Source organism: Clostridium sp. MF28, from assembly GCF_002969175.1.
GTDB lineage: Bacteria > Bacillota > Clostridia > Clostridiales > Clostridiaceae > Clostridium > Clostridium beijerinckii.
In genome coordinates this window covers 3,225,846-3,245,552 of the sequence record NZ_CP014331.1, presented here as the reverse complement: position 1 = coordinate 3,245,552, position 19,707 = coordinate 3,225,846, and the positions used below count along the sequence as shown (strand labels likewise).

At 32.4% G+C, this 19,707-nt stretch carries 12 protein-coding genes, 2 rRNA genes and 1 riboswitch (1 of these 15 cut by a window edge); of the genes, 11 read left to right on the top strand and 3 right to left on the bottom strand.

What is annotated here, in order from left to right:
• The 9 genes from AXY43_RS13860 to AXY43_RS13820 form a co-directional block, all read left to right on the top strand.
• Window positions 1-2,370 (top strand): 23S ribosomal RNA (locus AXY43_RS13860); it begins 538 nt to the left of the window's first position.
• A 139-nt stretch (window positions 2,371-2,509) separates the two neighbouring features.
• A 5S ribosomal RNA gene (gene rrf, locus AXY43_RS13855) occupies window positions 2,510-2,626 on the top strand.
• Between the two features lie 112 nt (window positions 2,627-2,738).
• Window positions 2,739-3,515, top strand: a complete 777-nt coding sequence (locus AXY43_RS13850; RefSeq protein WP_012061187.1) for a sulfite exporter TauE/SafE family protein — start codon at window positions 2,739-2,741, stop codon at window positions 3,513-3,515.
• A gap of 35 nt (window positions 3,516-3,550) precedes the next feature.
• Window positions 3,551-3,717, top strand: a riboswitch (Lysine riboswitch).
• 145 nt (window positions 3,718-3,862) lie between these two features.
• A complete protein-coding gene (gene dapA, locus AXY43_RS13845) occupies window positions 3,863-4,732 on the top strand; it encodes a 4-hydroxy-tetrahydrodipicolinate synthase (protein ID WP_105411709.1) in 870 nt (289 codons plus the stop codon).
• 191 nt (window positions 4,733-4,923) lie between these two features.
• Window positions 4,924-6,579, top strand: a complete 1,656-nt coding sequence (locus tag AXY43_RS13840; protein WP_105411708.1) for a SulP family inorganic anion transporter — start codon at window positions 4,924-4,926, stop codon at window positions 6,577-6,579.
• Between the two features lie 161 nt (window positions 6,580-6,740).
• Complete coding sequence (locus tag AXY43_RS13835; protein ID WP_023974954.1) at window positions 6,741-7,700, top strand: phosphotransferase family protein; 960 nt, start codon at window positions 6,741-6,743, stop codon at window positions 7,698-7,700.
• Between the two features lie 294 nt (window positions 7,701-7,994).
• Window positions 7,995-9,239 carry an ammonium transporter gene (locus AXY43_RS13830; protein ID WP_012061183.1) on the top strand — a complete coding sequence of 415 codons (1,245 nt, stop codon included), beginning with the start codon at window positions 7,995-7,997 and terminating at the stop codon, window positions 9,237-9,239.
• A 148-nt stretch (window positions 9,240-9,387) separates the two neighbouring features.
• On the top strand, window positions 9,388-9,726 hold the full coding sequence (locus AXY43_RS13825; RefSeq protein ID WP_012061182.1) for a P-II family nitrogen regulator: 339 nt from the start codon (window positions 9,388-9,390) through the stop codon (window positions 9,724-9,726).
• 254 nt (window positions 9,727-9,980) lie between these two features.
• Window positions 9,981-10,613 (top strand): HDIG domain-containing metalloprotein, encoded by a 633-nt coding sequence (locus AXY43_RS13820; protein ID WP_105411707.1) that lies wholly within the window; start codon window positions 9,981-9,983, stop codon window positions 10,611-10,613.
• A gap of 658 nt (window positions 10,614-11,271) precedes the next feature.
• Here AXY43_RS13820 and AXY43_RS13815 read toward each other — a convergent pair.
• Entirely contained in the window at window positions 11,272-13,398 is a 2,127-nt protein-coding gene (locus AXY43_RS13815) for a sigma-54-dependent transcriptional regulator (protein ID WP_105411706.1), read from the bottom strand.
• 269 nt (window positions 13,399-13,667) lie between these two features.
• On the opposite strand from AXY43_RS13815, the gene AXY43_RS13810 reads away from it, so the two are divergent.
• Window positions 13,668-14,180, top strand: coding sequence for an Hsp20/alpha crystallin family protein (locus AXY43_RS13810; RefSeq protein WP_023974951.1), 513 nt, complete (start codon window positions 13,668-13,670; stop codon window positions 14,178-14,180).
• 147 nt (window positions 14,181-14,327) lie between these two features.
• On the opposite strand, the gene AXY43_RS13805 is transcribed toward AXY43_RS13810, so the two are convergent.
• Both AXY43_RS13805 and AXY43_RS13800 read right to left on the bottom strand, forming a co-directional pair.
• Window positions 14,328-15,905: a DEAD/DEAH box helicase gene (locus AXY43_RS13805; RefSeq protein ID WP_039773951.1), complete on the bottom strand. Its 1,578-nt coding sequence runs from the start codon at window positions 15,903-15,905 to the stop codon at window positions 14,328-14,330.
• Window positions 15,906-16,127: 222 nt separating this feature from the next.
• A complete protein-coding gene (locus AXY43_RS13800) occupies window positions 16,128-16,850 on the bottom strand; it encodes a lysophospholipid acyltransferase family protein (protein WP_012061177.1) in 723 nt (240 codons plus the stop codon).
• A gap of 230 nt (window positions 16,851-17,080) precedes the next feature.
• On the opposite strand from AXY43_RS13800, the gene AXY43_RS13795 reads away from it, so the two are divergent.
• Window positions 17,081-19,471 (top strand): HAD-IC family P-type ATPase, encoded by a 2,391-nt coding sequence (locus AXY43_RS13795; protein ID WP_023974948.1) that lies wholly within the window; start codon window positions 17,081-17,083, stop codon window positions 19,469-19,471.
• Window positions 19,472-19,707 lie beyond the last annotated feature (236 nt).

The window sequence follows — 19,707 nt, the reverse complement described above, 5'->3', positions numbered from 1 at the left end:
GAACCTGAAACCATGTGCCTACAACCGATCAGAGCACCTTATGTGTGTGATGATGTGCTTTTTGTAGAACGAGCCAACGAGTTACGGTATGTAGCGAGGTTAAGTACTTAAGGTACGGAGCCGAAGGGAAACCGAGTCTTAATAGGGCGACTAGTTGCATGCTGTAGACCCGAAACCGGGTGACCTATCCATGGCCAGGTTGAAGCGAGGGTAAAACCTCGTGGAGGACCGAACCACGTTGCTGTTGAAAAAGCATGGGATGAGCTGTGGATAGCGGAGAAATTCCAATCGAACTCGGATATAGCTGGTTCTCCTCGAAATAGCTTTAGGGCTAGCGTCGGAAAATGTGAGTAGTGGAGGTAGAGCACTGAATAGGCTAGGGGGCATAGCGCTTACCGAACCTTATCAAACTCCGAATGCCACATACTATCAGTCCGGCAGTCAGACTATGAAAGATAAGTTCCATGGTCAAAAGGGAAACAGCCCAGATCGTCAGCTAAGGTCCCAAAGTGTAAGTTAAGTGGAAAAGGATGTGGGATTTCTAAGACAACTAGGATGTTGGCTTAGAAGCAGCCACTCATTAAAAGAGTGCGTAATAGCTCACTAGTCAAGAGATCCTGCGCCGAAAATGTCCGGGGCTCAAACTTACCACCGAAGCTACGGGTTCACGTTTAACGTGAGCGGTAGAGGAGCGTCGTAATCGGGCTGAAGTCGTACCGTAAGGAGCGGTGGACTGATTACGAGTGAGAATGTTGGCATTAGTAGCGAGATGTAGGCGAGAATCCTACAGGCCGAATATCTAAGGTTTCCTGAGTAAAGTTTGTCTTCTCAGGGTTAGTCGGGACCTAAGGCGAGGCCGAAAGGCGTAGTCGATGGACAATTGGTTGATATTCCAATACCACTATAATCGTTATTATCGATGGTGTGACGGAGAAGGATAGGATGTGCTAGCTATTGGATGCTAGTCTAAGCGTTTAGGGAGTTGGGATTGGCAAATCCGTTCCAACAATTCTGAGGCGTGATGGGGAAGGTTCTACGGAACCGAAGTATCTGATTCCATGCTTCCAAGAAAAGCATCTAGAGAGAGAAGTAGTGCCCGTACCGCAAACCGACACAGGTAGATGAGGAGAGAATCCTAAGGCCGACGGAAGAATTGCAGTTAAGGAACTAGGCAAATTGACCCCGTAACTTCGGGAGAAGGGGTGCCTGAGAAATCAGGCCGCAGAGAATAGGCACAAGCAACTGTTTAACAAAAACACAGGTCTCTGCTAAAGCGAAAGCTGATGTATAGGGGCTGACGCCTGCCCGGTGCTGGAAGGTTAAGGGGAACACTTAGTGGTAACGCGAAGGTGTGAACTTAAGCCCCAGTAAACGGCGGCCGTAACTATAACGGTCCTAAGGTAGCGAAATTCCTTGTCAGGTAAGTTCTGACCCGCACGAATGGCGTAATGACTTGTGCACTGTCTCAACTGCAAATCCGGCGAAGTTGTAGTGCGAGTGAAGATGCTCGCTACCCGCGATTGGACGGAAAGACCCCGTAGAGCTTTACTGTAGCTTAGCATTGAATTTCGGTATTGTCTGTACAGGATAGGTGGGAGACTGGGAAACTAGGGCGTCAGCCTTGGTGGAGTCGTTGTTGGGATACCACCCTGATAGTATTGAAGTTCTAACTGGATGCCATGAAACTGGTGACAGGACATTGTTAGGTGGGCAGTTTGACTGGGGCGGTCGCCTCCTAAAATGTAACGGAGGCGCCCAAAGGTTCCCTCAGAACGGTCGGAAATCGTTCGAAGAGTGTAAAGGCAGAAGGGAGCCTGACTGCGACACCTACAAGTGGAGCAGGGACGAAAGTCGGGCTTAGTGATCCGGTGGTACCTCGTGGGAGGGCCATCGCTCAACGGATAAAAGCTACCTCGGGGATAACAGGCTGATCTCCCCCAAGAGTTCACATCGACGGGGAGGTTTGGCACCTCGATGTCGGCTCGTCGCATCCTGGGGCTGAAGTAGGTCCCAAGGGTTGGGCTGTTCGCCCATTAAAGCGGCACGCGAGCTGGGTTCAGAACGTCGTGAGACAGTTCGGTCCCTATCCGTCGCGGGCGTAGGAAATTTGAGAGGAGCTGTCCTTAGTACGAGAGGACCGGGATGGACTGACCTATGGTGTACCAGTTGTTTCGCCAGAAGCATAGCTGGGTAGCTAAGTCGGGAAGGGATAAACGCTGAAAGCATCTAAGTGTGAAGCCCACCTCAAGATGAGATTTCCCATAGCATAAGCTAGTAAGCCCCTTGAAGACTACAAGGTTGATAGGTCAGAGGTGTAAGTATGGTAACGTATTTAGCTGACTGATACTAATAGGTCGAGGGCTTGACCAATATAGTCAAGTTGTAAATACATTAAAGAAACTGTGTGCAATTTGAAAGAACAAAACTTTCAATTGAATAATGAATACAAATCGCTAAAGCGATTTGCATAAGTTTTTCAACCAAATCAGAGATTTGGGAAAAGCTAATATCTCGTGATGATGGCATAGAGGTAACACTCCTTCCCATTCCGAACAGGAAAGTTAAGGTCTATAGCGCCGATGGTACTGCATGGGAGACTGTGTGGCAGAGTAGGACGTTGCGAGGTAAGCAAAAGATAGTTGTAATGACTATCTTTTTTATTTTAGTTTTATTAAAGTCGTAATAAGTTAATTATCTTTATAGAGAATATAATTAGCTTATTGTCGTTAGGAGAGGTTATGTATTCATATAATATGACATTGCTTATCATATGCCCATTAGTATTTTGCGCAGGTTTCGTGGATGCTGTTGCAGGTGGAGGTGGAATAATATCTTTGCCAGCATATATTTTTGCTGGAATGCCAATACATATGGCATATGGAACTAATAAGTTTGCAAATGGTATTGGAACATTTGCAGCTTCTATAAAATTTTTAAGTAGTGGTAATATAAAAATTAAACCAGCATTAATTTCAGCCATAGGTGCTATTATAGGATCTTGGTTTGGAACGCAATTAGTATTGCTACTAGATGAAAAGTATTTGCAATACTGTCTTATTATCATCTTACCTATTGTTGCAATTTTTCTTTTGTTTAATAGAAAAATTGGAGTAGAAAATAACGAAAAGAAAGTAGAACATAGAAAGATTTATTTAGTGGCAGGAATAATAGGTTTAGTAATAGGAGCTTATGATGGATTTTTTGGTCCGGGAACAGGAACATTTTTAGTTTTAGCCTTTACATCATTTTTAGGATTCAATCTTATAACTGCGTCTGGTAATGCTAAGATAGTGAATTTGGCATCTAATTTTGCAGCACTAATAGCTTATATATTAAATGGCAAGGTTTTATTTATGATAGGTATACCTGCAGCTATATGTGCTAGTTTAGGAAATTATTTAGGGGCACATTTTGCAATTAAAAGTGGAGCGAAGATCATAAAGCCGATAATAATATTAGTAATAATTATGTTATTTGGCAAAGTGATAGATGCTATTTTATTTACAAGTAGTTAATTAAATGATATAATTTTAATAATGTAATAACGAAAACCTAAGGTAGAGGTGCTATTAATAAAGAGTATTTATTATGAGTTGGCAAACGTTGACTAATAAAGAAAGGTATTATAGCCGAAGATTTAGATTATGCAAAAATTTATTTCTGGGTATGCATAAAATATATGCATAACTGTCACGAAAGTGGAGAGCTACAAGGATTTGGTGAAGCTATAGATAATAATGTTATAGTTATGATATTATTATGTTTTAGTTTTGTACAAGTTTTATGCGGTTAACTCTACCCGTTGGTATATATGCTAACGGGTTTTCTTATTTAATAAAATAGATTTGAGGAGTTGGAAAAGTTGGCAAAGGTTGAAGGAGTTCTAGTACCATTATTAACACCATTTAAAGATGGAAAGGTAGATTTTAAATCTTACAAAAGAATGATTAATCATTACGTAGAAGAAGGAGTAAATGGAATTATACCACTTGCAACTACAGGAGAATCACCTACAATACTAGAGAATGAATATGAAGAAATTTTAGAAAAAACTGTTGAATATAATAAGAATAGAGTTCCAGTATACATAGGATTAGGCGGCAATAATACAAGTGAAGTAATTAAAAAGCTAAAATTAGTAGAAAAGCATAAAGTGAATGGAATACTATCAGTTACACCATATTATTCGAGACCAGATCAAAGAGGTATTTATGAGCATTTTAAAAGTATATCAGAATCAACTGATTTGGATATAGTACTTTATAATATACCATATAGAACTGGAGCTAATATTGAAAATGAAACTGTGCATGTATTATCTCAGTTAAAAAACATAATAGGAATAAAAGACTGCTGTGGAAGCATGAAGCAAACAACTGAACTATTAATGAATCCTCCAAAAGATTTTTCCATCTTAACAGGTGAAGACATGTATTTTTATACGACGCTTATGCTTGGAGGACAAGGCGGAATAATGGCATCAGCACATCTAAATACTAAAGATTTTATTGAGGTATATAACTTAGCTAAGGCTAATGATCATCAAGTTGCACTAAAAAAATGGAATTCTCTATATAAAATGATACCGCTATTATTTTCAGAACCCAACCCAACACCTCTTAAATATAGCCTAAAGAAACTAGGGCTAATAGATTCTGATGAGGTTAGATTGCCATTGATGAACATTACAAAAGGACTAGAAAGTAAGATAGATAAGATATTAGGTATTTAAGAGAAAAAGCATAATTATGTTATAGATAATTGTTAAAAAAATTGAATAAGTTAACCTTAATAAAAATCACTTTTTATTAATTTCTCTATAAATTATTCTAGTAATGTAGTAATAATAAGGGATTATTTTGACTACTCTAGCATTTAGGAGTAAGATAGAGACTGACAAATTTAATAAGGAAGTGATTAGAAATGATGCCTAAGTTCTTTTCTATGATTAAGAACAAGGAAATTACTAGAGAGCAAGTTATGAAGGATATTATAGCTGGCGTTATTGTAGCTGTAATAGCATTACCGTTGTCAATAGCACTTGGAATATCATCGGGAGTATCTCCAGAGAAAGGGCTTACGACAGCAATATTTGCAGGATTTATTATTTCGCTCTTAGGTGGAAGTAAAGTTCAAATAGGTGGACCTACAGCGGCATTTGTCGTTATAATTTATTCTATTATTCAAGAGTATGGTATAGGTGGACTTGTTGTAGCAACGATAATGGCTGGAATTATATTAGTAATAATGGGGATTTTAAAGTTTGGTTCATTAATTAAGTACATACCCCAGACAATAACAATAGGATTTACTGCTGGTATAGCAGTAACGCTGGTATCCACTGAAGTCAAAGATTTTTTAGCATTGAAAATTGAAAATGTTCCAGCAGAGTTTTTTGCAAAATGGAAAAGTTATCTTACCAATATAGGAACGTTAAATACATGGTCGCTAATAATAGGTATAAGCTGTATTTTTATAATGATATTTTGGCCTAAAGTTAGTAAGACAATACCTGGATCAATGATTGCGCTAATTGTCGCTACTATTTTTGTGAAAATATTTAATATACCAGTAGAGACTATAGGAAGTAGATTTCAAGAGATATCATCAACATTACCAATGCCTATATTTCCTAAGATAAATATGGATGTAATAAATAAATTATTTGCTCCATCTATTACTATTGCTATACTGGCAGCACTAGAATCACTATTATCAGCAACCGTAGCGGATGGAATGATATCAGATAAGCATGATTCAAATATGGAACTCATAGCTCAAGGTTTAGCTAATATTACATGTGGAATATTTGGTGGAATACCTGCTACAGGTGCGATTGCAAGGACTGCTGCTAATGTAAAATCAAATGGAAGAAGTCCAATATCAGGGATGGTACATTCTATAACATTGTTAGCGACTATGTTAATTTTGATGCCACTTGCAAGGATGATACCAATGTCCGTACTTTCAGCAATTTTGATAATAGTTGCTTATAATATGAGTCAATGGAAAGTGTTTAAATCATTATTAAAGGCACCTAAAAGTGATGTTATTGTATTATTACTTACATTTACATGTACGGTTATATTTGATTTGGTTGTAGCAATAGGAATTGGAATGATCATGACTATGTTTTTATTTATGAAGAGAGTATCTGATACTACTGAAATTAGAGATTTGGTAGAGGAGAAGGTTTTCGATAAGGATACTAATACTGTACTAGAAAAAGCAGATGGAAGGATACGAGTATATCAAGTAAATGGTCCGATGTTCTTTGGAGTAGTAAATGAGTTTTTTGATAAAATGAAGGAAATTCAATCTTCAGTGGGGGTTGTAATTTTAGACATGAGACATACTCACGCAATAGATGCATCTGCAATAGATGCATTAACTAGGTTACTTAAACATTGTAATGAGTTGAATATAAAACTTTGCTTAACACATGTACAAAATCAACCTATGAAAGTACTAAATAAGATGGGGTTTGTAGTTAAAATTGGAGTAAGTCATATATACGAAACAAAAACAGAAGCTATAGAGAAAGCTTATGATTATGTAAAGGAATTAGAAGCATCCTAGTGGATTATTCCCAAGGAAATAGTAAAATATATTATTTAGATATTGTTGTAAATTTTAATATTTTACTTAAAAGTAATGGGACTCATAAAAAAAATTTTTTAAGAATATTTTCATTTGATTTTGATTATAAGCAATAAGTTGAATAAATAAAGAGGTAAGGCATGGAATATAGATGGGAAAGGACATTTCCATTTTTGGAAGTTAGTAGTGCAACGATTAAAAAATTATTTAAAGGTATATTGAAAGAATGTGACATTAATAATATTATACCAATAGATTCTGGGTGCAGGACTACAAATTATATTGTTGAATCTAATAATCTAGAAAAAAAATATATATTAAAAATATTTTTTATAAAGGGGCAGGATTATAAGAAAGAAATTAAATTATTAAATTTTTTAAGAAACTCTAAGTTCGTACCCGTACCAGAAGTATATAGAGTAAGTGAAGATGAGGATATTGGAAACAGAGAATATGCCATTTATGAATATATTGAGGGAAAGACTATAGGGCAGGCTATAAGAGAAGGTTATAGTTTGGAGGATAGTTTTGTTAGAAACGTTGCAAGGGCTTTAGCTAAAATACATAGCTATAAGTTTTCTAAGGTTGGGGCTTTAGATGAATGTTTACATATAAGAGAAGAACTACCACCACTTGTTTCATGGTATGAAAGCTTCATGGGAGATATAGCTAAGAAGCGTTTAGGAAAAACTATTGTAAATGACATTAATCGCGTAGTTAGGAAGAATGAAAAAGCATTAAGAGATTTAGATAAGGATCCTAGGCTTGTTCATGGCGATTTTCAGGGGACTAATATAATAATAAAAAATAAAATGCTAGCAGGTATATTAGATTGGGAGTTCGTAATAGCAGGGCACCCTTTAGCAGACATAGGACAGTTCTTTAGATATGAAGAATATTTTAATAGAAAATTAATTGAGGCATTTGAATATGAGTATAATAAATTTTCAGATTATAAGCTTACTCAAAATTGGTATAACATAAGTAAGCTAAGAGATCTCGTAAATTTGATTCAATTAATAGGAACGAATGAGGAAATGCCAATTAAGCATGAAAACATAAAAAAAATAATAATTAATACATTAAGTGTTTTTGATTAGATGTTAAACAAAATTAAATCTCCTTTGAAAAAAATGTTGACAATTTTATATGGAGATAATATACTATCAATAAGAACAATGGTGTTTGAGAAATATACTCGTAAGTATATTTCTCAAGCACCTTTTTTCATTTATAAAAATTATAATTATAATTCTAAGAGACTATTAAATTGATTTTTAGATAATGTGCGCAGTTATCTCTCTATTAACAGTTATTTGAAAAAATTTAAGTAATTTCAAGATGTTAATTAGCAATCTATATCTTAAACTTACTATATTTAAGGGGGATTTTTTATGGAAATTAATTTTGGCGATAGCAGTTTTATATTGATTTGTTCAGCACTTGTACTTTTAATGACACCAGGACTTGCATTCTTTTATGGTGGAATGGTTCGTAGAAAAAATGTTTTAAATACGTTAATGTCTTCATTCTTTATTTGTGGATTAGCATCTGTAATGTGGGTTTTAATAGGCTACTCACTAGCATTTGGGGATAATATTGGAGGAGTAATAGGAGGACTTAACTTTTTTGGATTTAATGGAGTAGGTGGAGATCCTTCATCGTATGCACCTACTATACCACATGAGCTTTTTGCAGCATTTCAAATGATGTTTGCAATAATCACTCCGGCTCTTATAACAGGATCTTTAGTAGGAAGAATGAGATTCTCAGCACTATTTATATTCATAGCATTGTGGTCAATTTTAGTATACTACCCACTAGCACATATGGTGTGGGGTTCAGGTGGATTAATAAACTCTTTAGGAGCAGTTGATTTTGCTGGTGGAGATGTAGTTCATATAAGTTCAGGAGTTTCAGGACTTGTAGCTTGTATTGTATTAGGTAAAAGACGTGGATATGGTATGATGTCATATAAGCCACACAATATTCCATTTGTAGTTCTTGGAGCGGCATTACTTTGGTTTGGTTGGTTTGGATTCAATGCAGGTAGTGCATTAAATGCTGGTCCACTTGCAGTTCATGCTTTCATGACAACAAATACTGCGGCAGCGTCAGCATTACTTTCATGGATGCTAATTGAGAAAATAAAACATGGAAAGCCAACAATACTCGGGGCTGCAACAGGAGCTGTTGTAGGATTAGTTGCAATAACACCGGCGGCTGGATTCGTTCCCCTTTGGAGTTCAATTATAATAGGCGCTATAGTATCTCCAATATGCTTCTTCTTCATGACTGCAGTTAAATCTAAATTCGGATATGATGATGCATTAGATGCCTTTGGATGTCATGGAATTGGAGGAGTTTGGGGAGGTATTGCAACAGGTCTATTTGGACAAACAGCAATAAACTCTGTAGCACAATGGAATGGTCTTTTCTTTGGAGATATTAAGCTTTTAATAGCTCAAATAGAAGGTATAGCAATAACAATAGTTTTTGCAGCGGTTATGACATTTATTATCTTGAAAGTTATGAAATTATTTATGACTATTAGAGTTGAAAGTGCAGAAGAAGCTGATGGTCTTGATGTCGCTGAGCATGGTGAAACAGCATACCCAGCGTTTACTGGATTAGACTAAATATTAATATATCCATGAAACTTTATAGTATTGTGTAATGTATATATTGTGATAAAGTATTTGTATAAAAATTAGTTGTATAATTTTTAGATATATATTGTTAAAATAATATTATACATTATATAGATGATTAGGGAGGAAGTATATTATGAAAAGAGTAGAAGCTATTGTAAGACCTTCGAAGCTTGAAGAAGTTAAAGAAGCATTAAAGAATAAAAATATAAATGGTGTTACTATAAGTCAAGTTATGGGATGTGGACAACAACGTGGCTGGAAGGAATATCATAGGGGTACTGAAATAACAACAAATGTATTACCAAAGATAGAAGTTAAAATAGTTGTAGAAGATGATAAGGTAGAAGATGTAATTGAACTTATTACTTCAATTGCTAGGACTGGTGAAGTTGGAGACGGAAAAATATTTATAATTGATATTGCAGATGCTATAAGAATTAGAACAGGTGAGAGAGGAAATTCAGCTTTATAGAAATAAAGTATTCACCAATTAATATAGAATCTAACTTGCAGTAAGCAATAAGAATAAAATATATAGAAAATAGTAGGTTGATCTGTTTTGATATAGATTTACCTACTATTTTCTATATATAAATAATGTATTAATATTGAAAGTGACTTTTTAAAAACTTTTGAGTTTAATAATTTTGATATTAGATATACTAATATTGTTGAATTAAAATAAAGTTTATTGGTTCAGTAGAAAATGTCTAATAGGAGTATATTATGAATGAAAAAGAAATTTTTTTAAATATTGAGGAGCGTTTAATTAGCGATGATAAGCCATCTATTTACTTAGAGAATGCACTAAAAAATCATAATCTTGATAATTATCCATTTTCAATGATAAGTGACTTACGAGATGTTGATCAGAATCCTAAATTTCATCCGGAGGGAAACGTATTCATACATACAATGATGGTCATTGACCAAGGAGCAGTAAATAGAGAAAGAAGTAGAGATAAAAGAGTATTTATGTGGGCACTTCTATTGCATGATATAGGTAAAAAACCTACTACTAAATTAAGAAAAGGAAGACTAACATCTTATAACCACGACAGTGTAGGAGCTGAAATGGCTAGAGAATTTCTTACATATTTTAATATGGAGGAAAATTTTATAGATGAAGTAAGTGGGCTTGTAAGATGGCATATGCAAAGTTTATTTGTAACTAAAGATATGAAATTTCAAAATATAGGAGACATGCTAAGAGATGTAGATATAAATGAGATTTTCTTAGTTTCCCTCTCAGATAGGTTAGGTAGAGGGAATTTAGATCATATAGAAATAAATAAGACAAAAGAGGAAGTAAGAAAGTTTAAAGAAAAAATAACTGATTTCAAAAGAAAAAATAAATAATTATCTGAATGTAAGTGATTAAATTTGTTAAAAAAATGTAGATTAACTACATTTTTTTATTCTAATCAACTATGTGAGATTGACCACATAGTTGATTAGAATTTGGTTAATAAACTTTCCTAATCACGTTTTTTACTACATAATCCTTATATAAGATAATTCTTTGGAATTTTATTTATGTTGACCCAACAATAGATAGATAGTCATGTATCGATCTGTCGTCAATCCTAGTTACTGAAAGTATCATATGAAACTTTTTCCTCTAAATTTATAAGATCATTATATGTTCCAACTAGATTATCTATATCCTCACGTGATTTTAATATAACTATGTCTACATTTTTGAGTACCGAAAATCATTTTTGCTGATTTGATAGGCTTTTTTGAGAAATTTTTATAAATGCCTACAATTAATGAAATCACCACTTTACCACCTTTTAATTACTATTTGGATACTAATATAGAGCATTAACAGCCTCATTAGTGTGTCAGAGAATATTCAATACTATTAAGAATACAGTTCTATTGTATTTAATAGAGTGAAATTATACAAAGTCAATACTGTGTATTAATTCTTTAATACACTTTATTTTAGAAATAATATATTATCTAATATTTACAAGATTATTTTGATACTAAATTCAGAATTGGATGAAGTTTAGTATTCAGTAATAATGTTATTTGCATAGCCTCTAAAACCATTAATTAGATAAGAATAAACGGTGTTTAGATTTGTATTATAGAGGGAACATGCTCTAACAGCCTCTAGAACTAATTGTGTTGATACCATATCTAAACTTTTAGTATTAATGTTAGTATGTTCATTTATAACATCACTCAAATTATTTAATGATCCCATATCTACTAAAAGCAATACGCCTTTACCTTCATCGACTATTTTAACTTTTTCAATAACAGTTTGTAATATATCAGAAGGCGTCATTTCAAGAGGTATATCTACAGCTAAAATATTATCAACATCAAAGAGCTTTCTAGCAACAGCAACCATACTTGTTGCTGCACTCGAACCATGAGAAGCAACTACTATCCCAACCCTTTCTTGGTGAGAGGATTCTTGTATTGAAGCTAAAAGCAATGATAGATAATCAACCTCAATTGCAGGAATAGTCATATTATAACGTTTTTGGGTCAACTGATGGATTTCAGTTGCAACATCATATTCTTTATTGTTAACAGATAACTGTAGCTCAATATGTGATGAAAAAGAGACCTTTCTTTTCTTAATTCTATTAAACAGAGCGCTAAAATGTAGGCTTACCGCATAAATAAATCGTTCATTTAATTTTCTATTTAATCTGGATTCTGCCAGAGCTTTGATCTCTTCAACAAATTCAACAATATCTTTATTGACAATTTTTAATAAGACTTCACGACGATTTGTATCGTTTTTAAGCCTAGCGTAGAATTGCTTTAAATGAATATTGATGTCAGTAGTTATAAAATCTTTTATATAATCATCGCTCATGCCTTCTTCATGAAGAGCAGAAGTTTTGTCCTCAACAATGTTATAAATATTAAAAGGTGGTTTATAATCATCAGTTTCTAAGAAAGTTTTATCACCATCGGGTTGAATTGTAATTGTGTTAGGGATTGTATCACATTCTGTTACATTAACTTTTCCTTTAGCGCTAAAAGTTAAAATTTTGTTTTTTATATTAGATGGGAATAAGTTTAAATTTATATCAATACATTCATCTGTATTAATACAGTTTAAAAATCCTTTTCCACACGCTAATTGAATATTCAATTTAAGCTGTCCAACATTTCCGTAAGATGTACTTCTTATTAAAGCTTCAATAGATTCAGCTGAAATTTTAATAGTTTTGTTAACTCTTTGAGCTTCATTTGATAATAAATAGTGTATCAATTCAATTTGATCATCAATTGGTCTTTCATCAAAACTTGGAATAGTTATAGTTATTGGAATTTTTCTTATGAAAGTATTAAGTAATGTGGAATTAGGATCTTCCGTTGTGGAACCTATTAATAGTATACTAGCTCTTCGGGTGCTACCTGTTTCGCCAAGTTTATTGTAAGTTCCTGTATCCATGAAGTGAAATACCATTTCTTGAGCTTCATGTGGTAATCTATGTATTTCATCAAGGAGTAAAATGCCTCCATCGGCTCTTGAAACAATACCATCGGTCTCTTTAGCGGCACCTATAAAGGAACCTTTGATGTGTCCAAAAATATACGATAGAAGAAGTTGTGGATTATTAGCATAATCAGCACAATTAAAAACAACGAAAGGAGCATCTTTTGAGAGCCTTTTTATATATTTAGAGTATTCATACATTATGTTAGCAAATAAACTTTTGCCAACGCCTGTACCACCAATTATTAATGTATGCAATCCGTTTGGTGGGTACATCAGTGCTGCTTTGGCTTGTTCAATTTGATTTTTTAAACTTGTATTAGCACCAATTAAATAGTTAAAAGGTGACTTATTCTCAGTAAATGCATTTGAAGGAGAAGAAAGTAATATATTAACATCTAATATTTCCTCTAAATCTTCAGGTAGCTTTATAGATAGTATATTTTCAAGGCAACTTCTATCAAAATACATAACTGGCCTATTTTTTATTTTAATAATTTTCTTTTCTCTACAGAGAATATTAAGATCTTTTGAAACATTATTCCTTAATATATCTAATTTTTCGCCAATTTCTTGGGCACTAAACCCCTTTTGATCTAAAAATTTATCTTTATTAAAGTTCTTAGAATTTTTTAAAATATAGTTATAAATCTTATCAATACGCTTCATTATAGTATCCTCCTATATATAATAAATATTGTAATATCTTATATGAGATTATTCAATAGTGTATTGATATATATTGAAAAAAGAAACGCTTTGGATTAATAGAGTATTAAAAAGTAATGATATTATACACTTGAAAAAATTGAGTAATATTTAGAATTGATACACTAATTAAAGTTTAAAAATACAACTAAAATTAAGATAAATGATTTAAACAAATTGGAAGTTTATAAATATTATATAAGTGTTAAGAAATATATTGGGAGGAAGATATGTTTAAAATTTTTACTTTTGGATTTGATAATGTTTTTAATACAAACAATATAGAAAAGATAAGTGGAATTATGAATTCATTTTTAGATAACTTTGATATAAATGAATTTGCTAAAAATAATGAGGATATTTCTTCTGATGAAGGAAATAGAGAAGAATATAATAATTTTATAAAACTTAATCGGTATGATGATATGTATCATCTAACTATAGATCTAAAAGGTATTGATCTTAGAGAGTTAAGCATAAGATATGATCCAGGAATACTAGATATAAACTTAAATAGATTAGAAATCAAAAAAAGTGGATTTGGGATATTTTCTAATACTGCTCTTGTTAAGAAGGCTTATAATAAAAAATTTAATGATATTGAGGATATAGACACAAATCAGATACTTAAAAGTATTGATAATGGAGTTCTTAGTATAATAATGCAGAAAAAGTATTCGTTAGAAAATACATCGAATATAATAGATGTGGATTCTTATCAAGATGATGCGGATATACAGTAATGTATAAGGAATAGCATGAAATGTTTTAATGTTATTTTTAGAGTAGTTATTTTTATAATAAAAGCAAAAAAGGGAGGATAAGCTCTAGGCATTATACCTAAATTTAAATCTTCCCTTAAGTAAGAGTATTAAGAATAAAAAGTTTTATTATCTCTTACGCTTATTAGCAACTTCAACATTAACCTTCTTCTTATTAATTTTTCCACCAGGACAATTTTTTAATATTTTAGAAGATATAGACTCATCAACAGTTACAAATGAGAAGTTTTCCATAAGGTCTATTTGACCAATTGCTGAAGCATTAACTTTTGTCATATCTTTAATATAATTAATTAATACTTTTGGAGTCAAACCGTCTCTTTTGCCGACAGAGAAAAATAAACGAACATCTTCTTTTTTAGGAGCTTCTAATTTGTTTGAACTGTAATCAAATACAATTTCATTTTCAAACTTCATTTTCATTAGAGCTGAAATAACTGATACTGCATCATAAGATTCAGTCAATTCTATTGCACTTGGTATAAACTTAGTAAGATCACCAGCTTTAATAGTACTCTCAACCTCTGACATCATGTCCTTAAATTTTTTATTATTAATTTCTTCTGCAGTTGGAACTGGCTTTTGTGTGATTGAACTTTTAGTAACATTTTGAATTTGTTTAAGCATTGAAAAATCCTTTGGAGTTACTAAAGAATAAGCTGTACCGCTTTTATTTGCTCTACCAGTTCTACCAATTCTGTGAACATATGATTCTACATCTTGAGGTAAATCATAGTTAAATACATGAGTCACACCTTCTACATCTATACCTCTAGCAGCAACATCAGTAGCTATTAATAGATTTAGTGTACCTTCTTTAAATTTATTTAAAGTAGTTAATCTGTGAGCTTGTGTCATATCTCCATGCATACCTTCAACCATATAACCTTTTGATTGTAGCTCTTGTACAAGCTCATCAACGCCTCTTTTAGTTCTACAGAATATTATAGCCGAACTAGGATTATCTAGATCAAGTAACCTACAAAGAGCTTCTAATCTATGCTTATTATTAATCATAAAATAACTTTGCTCAATTTTAGATACAGTTAATGAACTCCTCTTAATACTAACAAGTTTAGCATCTGGTTTCATATACTTTTTAGCCAACTTTGCTATTGGATCAGGCATTGTTGCTGAAAATAATAAAGTTTGTCTTTCAGATGGTGTATGACTAAGAATTTCTTGAATATCATCGATGAATCCCATGTTAAGCATTTCGTCAGCTTCATCTAGTACTAGAAATTCTATACTTTCTAAATGAAGGCATTTTCTTTTTACAAGATCTAATATTCTACCAGGTGTTCCAACTACAATATCGACATCACCTTTTCTTAGTGCTCTGATTTGTCTGTCGATTGAATCTCCACCATAAACAGCTAGAGTTACAATTTTCTCATATTTAGAAAGTCTTTGTATCTCCTCATTAACTTGAACAGCAAGTTCTCTTGTTGGTGCTAAAATAAGAGATTTGATTCCTCTATTATCACTCATCTTGGTGATAATTGGTAAGCTGTAAGCTGCAGTTTTTCCGGTACCAGTTTGTGCCTGCCCTATTAAATCAGCGCCACTAAGTGTTACAGGGATACTTTGTTCTTGTATTTGAGATGGTTTTGTAAAACCAAGGTCTGATATTGCCTTAACAATACTCTCTTTAAGACCTAATGTAGCAAATTGATTATCATTCATTAAATATCCTCGTTTCTTTGTTTCAAAATTAGTTATTTTTGTTTCGATAACTTATATTAAAGTTTTATATATAAGTCAAATGAATTCATTATAACACAATAGATAAATTCATGTCAAAAGATATTATAATCTAAATATATTATTAGCAGCATTTAGTATAAAATATACTTAAATTGATGCATAAAAATAAGCTGCCTAATTTAAGGCAACTCGCTTTTTATATTAGTGTAGCTTGCAAGCACTAGATATGATAGAATGAACAGTTTCAGGGAGTTTTTCTAGCTCGTCTTTGTTTAGAGCAGCAACATCTATTAGAGGATGTATCACTAATTCTATATCAGAACTTTTTATTGCATTATTATTTTCTTCCATAAGCTTATATGTCCCATTTATGGTTAGTGGAACTATAGGACATTTAGATTTTGTAGCCAACTTAAAGCTTCCACTTTTAAACTCATCTACAGACTTGCCTTTGCTTCTAGTGCCCTCTGGGAATATTACCATTGAATAACCAGACTTTAATAAATTAACGCCTTCAACTATTGATTCAGCGGATTTTCTTAAGTTATCTCTATCCATAAAAATGCAATTTATATATTTCATCCAAGTACTAATAAGAGGTAGTTTTTCAAGCTCCTTTTTTGCAATAAATCCTTTTGGAATGTCTATGCAGCTTAGAAGCAATGGAATATCAAAGTTACTTTGGTGATTAGATACAAATAATACAGTTTGATCTTTTGGAAGATTATCTAAGCCGATAACATTAATTTTTGCACCTGATATTTTCATTATAAATTTTCCCCAAGAATGGCTTACTTTATGAATGAAATATTTTCTTCCTTCAATATCGCCTTTATTGGTTAAGATTTTTATTCTAATTCTATAAATAGATGAAAATATAAGACTTATTATTAATCCGAGATAAAAATAGATAGTTCTTAACATTAAAAATTACACACCCTTAATCTATTAATTTTTACACTAATCAGTATAGTATAAAAATTAATAGATTGAAAGACTAAATAGATTACATACCTATTAAAAATTCAATAAAATTAATTTAAAATTAAGTAAATAATTAGGGTAAAATAATATTAAAAAATGTATAATATATAAGACAATGATAATTCTATGAAATAGTATAGCAAATAATTTACATAGGCAGGAGAAATTTGATGAATTTAAATAATAATACTTTGAATATGAAGGAGAAAGATGCTGAAACTATAATTGGCTTAACATCTGAAGAAGTTAAGCAGAGAATTAAAGAAGGAAAAGTAAATCACATTCCGAAAACACCATCAAGAACTATGCCTCAAATAATAAGAGCTAATTTGTTTACAAGGTTTAATGCAATAAACTTTGTACTTGCAGCAATAATTATTCTAGCAGGATCACCTAAGAATGCTATATTTGTGGGCGTTATAATAGTGAATACATTAATTGGAGTGGTTCAAGAAATTAAAGCTAAGCGCACATTAGAAAAGTTATCAGTCATAAGTTCTGCACATGCAAAAGTTCTTAGAAATGGTGAAATAAAGGAGATTGCAATAGAAGAAATTGTATTGGATGATGTGATTTATCTGGAAACCGGCATGCAGGTATTGGCTGATGGAGAAGTTTTGCATAGTAACGGATTAGAAATAGATGAGTCTATGTTAACAGGAGAAGCTGATGCAATATCTAAAAATTACAAAGAGACATTGCTATCTGGAAGTTTCGTAGTATCTGGAGAGGGATATGCGATTGTTACAAAAGTAGGTAAAGAAACATATTCGTCTACTCTTGCTGAGGAAGCTAAGCAATTTAAAATAATAAATTCAGAGCTACAAGCAGCAATAGATAAAATTTTTAGAGTAATAATATGGATTGTACCTCCTCTATCTGCATTATTAATAGTAACTCAACTAAGAATACCAGGGAATACGTGGCAGGATGCATTAATAGGAGCAGTATCAGGAATTGTAGGAATGATACCAGAGGGATTAGTATTACTAACGAGTGCCACATTTATAGTGTCAATTATAAAATTATCTAAATATGATACTTTAGTTCAAGAGTTGAGTGCTACAGAAGTCTTAGCAAGAGTTGATGTACTTTGTTTAGATAAGACAGGAACTTTGACTCAAGGAGAGTTAAGATTGTCAGAAGTGAAGAATATTAGTTCTAAAAGTTCTGAAGATATAGATAATGTATTAGCAGCATTAATAAATAATTTACCAAGTAATAATCCAACTCAGAAAGCTATATTAGAAAAATATAAGGAATATGATAAGGAAATCAAAGTTTTAGACAAAATTGCTTTCTCATCTAAAAGAAAATGGAGTGGAGCTACTTTTGAAAAGCTTGGGACATGGGTACTTGGCGCACCGGAAATAATATTGGGTAAGGAATATCAGTTAATAGAAGAAATAGTTAAAGAAGAAGCTAGAAAAGGAAAAAGAATTTTATTACTAGCAAATCTTCATAATAATTTGAATGAAAAATTGGAAGGTAAGATAGAAAGTGTAGCGCTATTGCTAATTGAGGATATCATAAGAGAAGCAGCACCTGATGTATTAAAGTACTTTGATAGTCAAGGCGTAGGGGTGAAGATTATTTCTGGAGACAGTCCTATTACTGTTTCAGAGGTCGCAAGAAGAGCAGGCGTAAGTGGCTGGGAGAAATATGTGGATGCAAGAGAGTTGCCAGAGGATAATGAAAAATTGAAGAATTTGATCCAGGAGATGACTGTTTTTGGAAGAGTTACTCCGCATCAAAAGAAAAGAATTGTTTTAGCTCTTCAGGAGATGGGGCATACTGTTGCAATGACAGGTGACGGAGTAAATGATGTACTTGCTTTAAAATCATCTGATTGCGGCATTGCAATGGCAAATGGCTCTGATGCAACAAAGGCTGTAGCCCAATTAGTATTAATGAAATCTGATTTCACTGCGCTTCCTAAAGTTCTTGAAGAGGGAAGAAAGCAAATTAATAATTTGGAGAGGGTATCAGAATTATTTTTATCCAAAACTGTATTTTGCATAATTTTATCATTCGTATGTTCTATATTATTTATAGAGTATCCAATACTTCCAATACAGTTGTCATTAGTGGGAAGTTGCGCTATAGGAATTCCATCATTCTTTTTAGCGTTATTGCCTAGCACGGGTGGAGTTAAAAAGGGATTTTTAACAAGAATATTAACTGTTAGTATTCCTAACGGGATATTACTTGCTATATTTATACTTATAACATTTATTATATCAATACAAATGAATCTCCCAATGGATTACAGTAGAACTTTAGCAGTACTAATGTTTTCTGGAATTAGTATGGTGGTATTGCTTAGAGTGGCAAGACCGTTAACTAAGTTTAAAACGATAATGTGTTTATCTATGTTTGGGATAATAGTGTTAGGGTTCTTAACACCAATAGGAAGATATATATTTAGTTTAACTAAAATACAATTAAGTCATTGGCTAATATCGCTAGCAGTAATAATAGCATCCAGTCCTCTGATAACCAAAATTGTAGATATATTTAGAGTTAGAGTTAATAAGAAATTTAAAGTTAAAACAATTTAAAATTATAAGGCTTAAATACATATAGAGGGTATTTAAGCTTTATTTTTACAGTTTTGGCCTAGTACATTCAGATTTTTTGCTTATTAGTTTAGAAGTTCATATGGAGCTAGAAGAAGAATAAGTTATAATATTTGTGTTTTATCAAGTATTTTTAAAAAAATTTGTTTTTTTAAAAGTTATTAATCAGACCTTTAATATCTAATATAATTTATTTTTTTATGTAAAAATAAATTATT

Bases quoted from the DNA above. Each gene is read 5' to 3' on its own strand.
- AXY43_RS13840 (WP_105411708.1), top strand. From the start codon at position 4,924: ATGATGCCTAAGTTCTTTTCTATGATTAAGAACAAGGAAATTACTAGA.
- AXY43_RS13795 (WP_023974948.1), top strand. From the start codon at position 17,081: ATGAATTTAAATAATAATACTTTGAATATGAAGGAGAAAGATGCTGAA.
- AXY43_RS13820 (WP_105411707.1), top strand. From the start codon at position 9,981: ATGAATGAAAAAGAAATTTTTTTAAATATTGAGGAGCGTTTAATTAGC.
- AXY43_RS13850 (WP_012061187.1), top strand. From the start codon at position 2,739: ATGTATTCATATAATATGACATTGCTTATCATATGCCCATTAGTATTT.
- AXY43_RS13830 (WP_012061183.1), top strand. From the start codon at position 7,995: ATGGAAATTAATTTTGGCGATAGCAGTTTTATATTGATTTGTTCAGCA.
- AXY43_RS13810 (WP_023974951.1), top strand. From the start codon at position 13,668: ATGTTTAAAATTTTTACTTTTGGATTTGATAATGTTTTTAATACAAAC.
- AXY43_RS13815 (WP_105411706.1), bottom strand. From the start codon at position 13,398: ATGAAGCGTATTGATAAGATTTATAACTATATTTTAAAAAATTCTAAG.
- AXY43_RS13800 (WP_012061177.1), bottom strand. From the start codon at position 16,850: ATGTTAAGAACTATCTATTTTTATCTCGGATTAATAATAAGTCTTATA.
- AXY43_RS13825 (WP_012061182.1), top strand. From the start codon at position 9,388: ATGAAAAGAGTAGAAGCTATTGTAAGACCTTCGAAGCTTGAAGAAGTT.
- AXY43_RS13835 (WP_023974954.1), top strand. From the start codon at position 6,741: ATGGAATATAGATGGGAAAGGACATTTCCATTTTTGGAAGTTAGTAGT.
- AXY43_RS13805 (WP_039773951.1), bottom strand. From the start codon at position 15,905: ATGAATGATAATCAATTTGCTACATTAGGTCTTAAAGAGAGTATTGTT.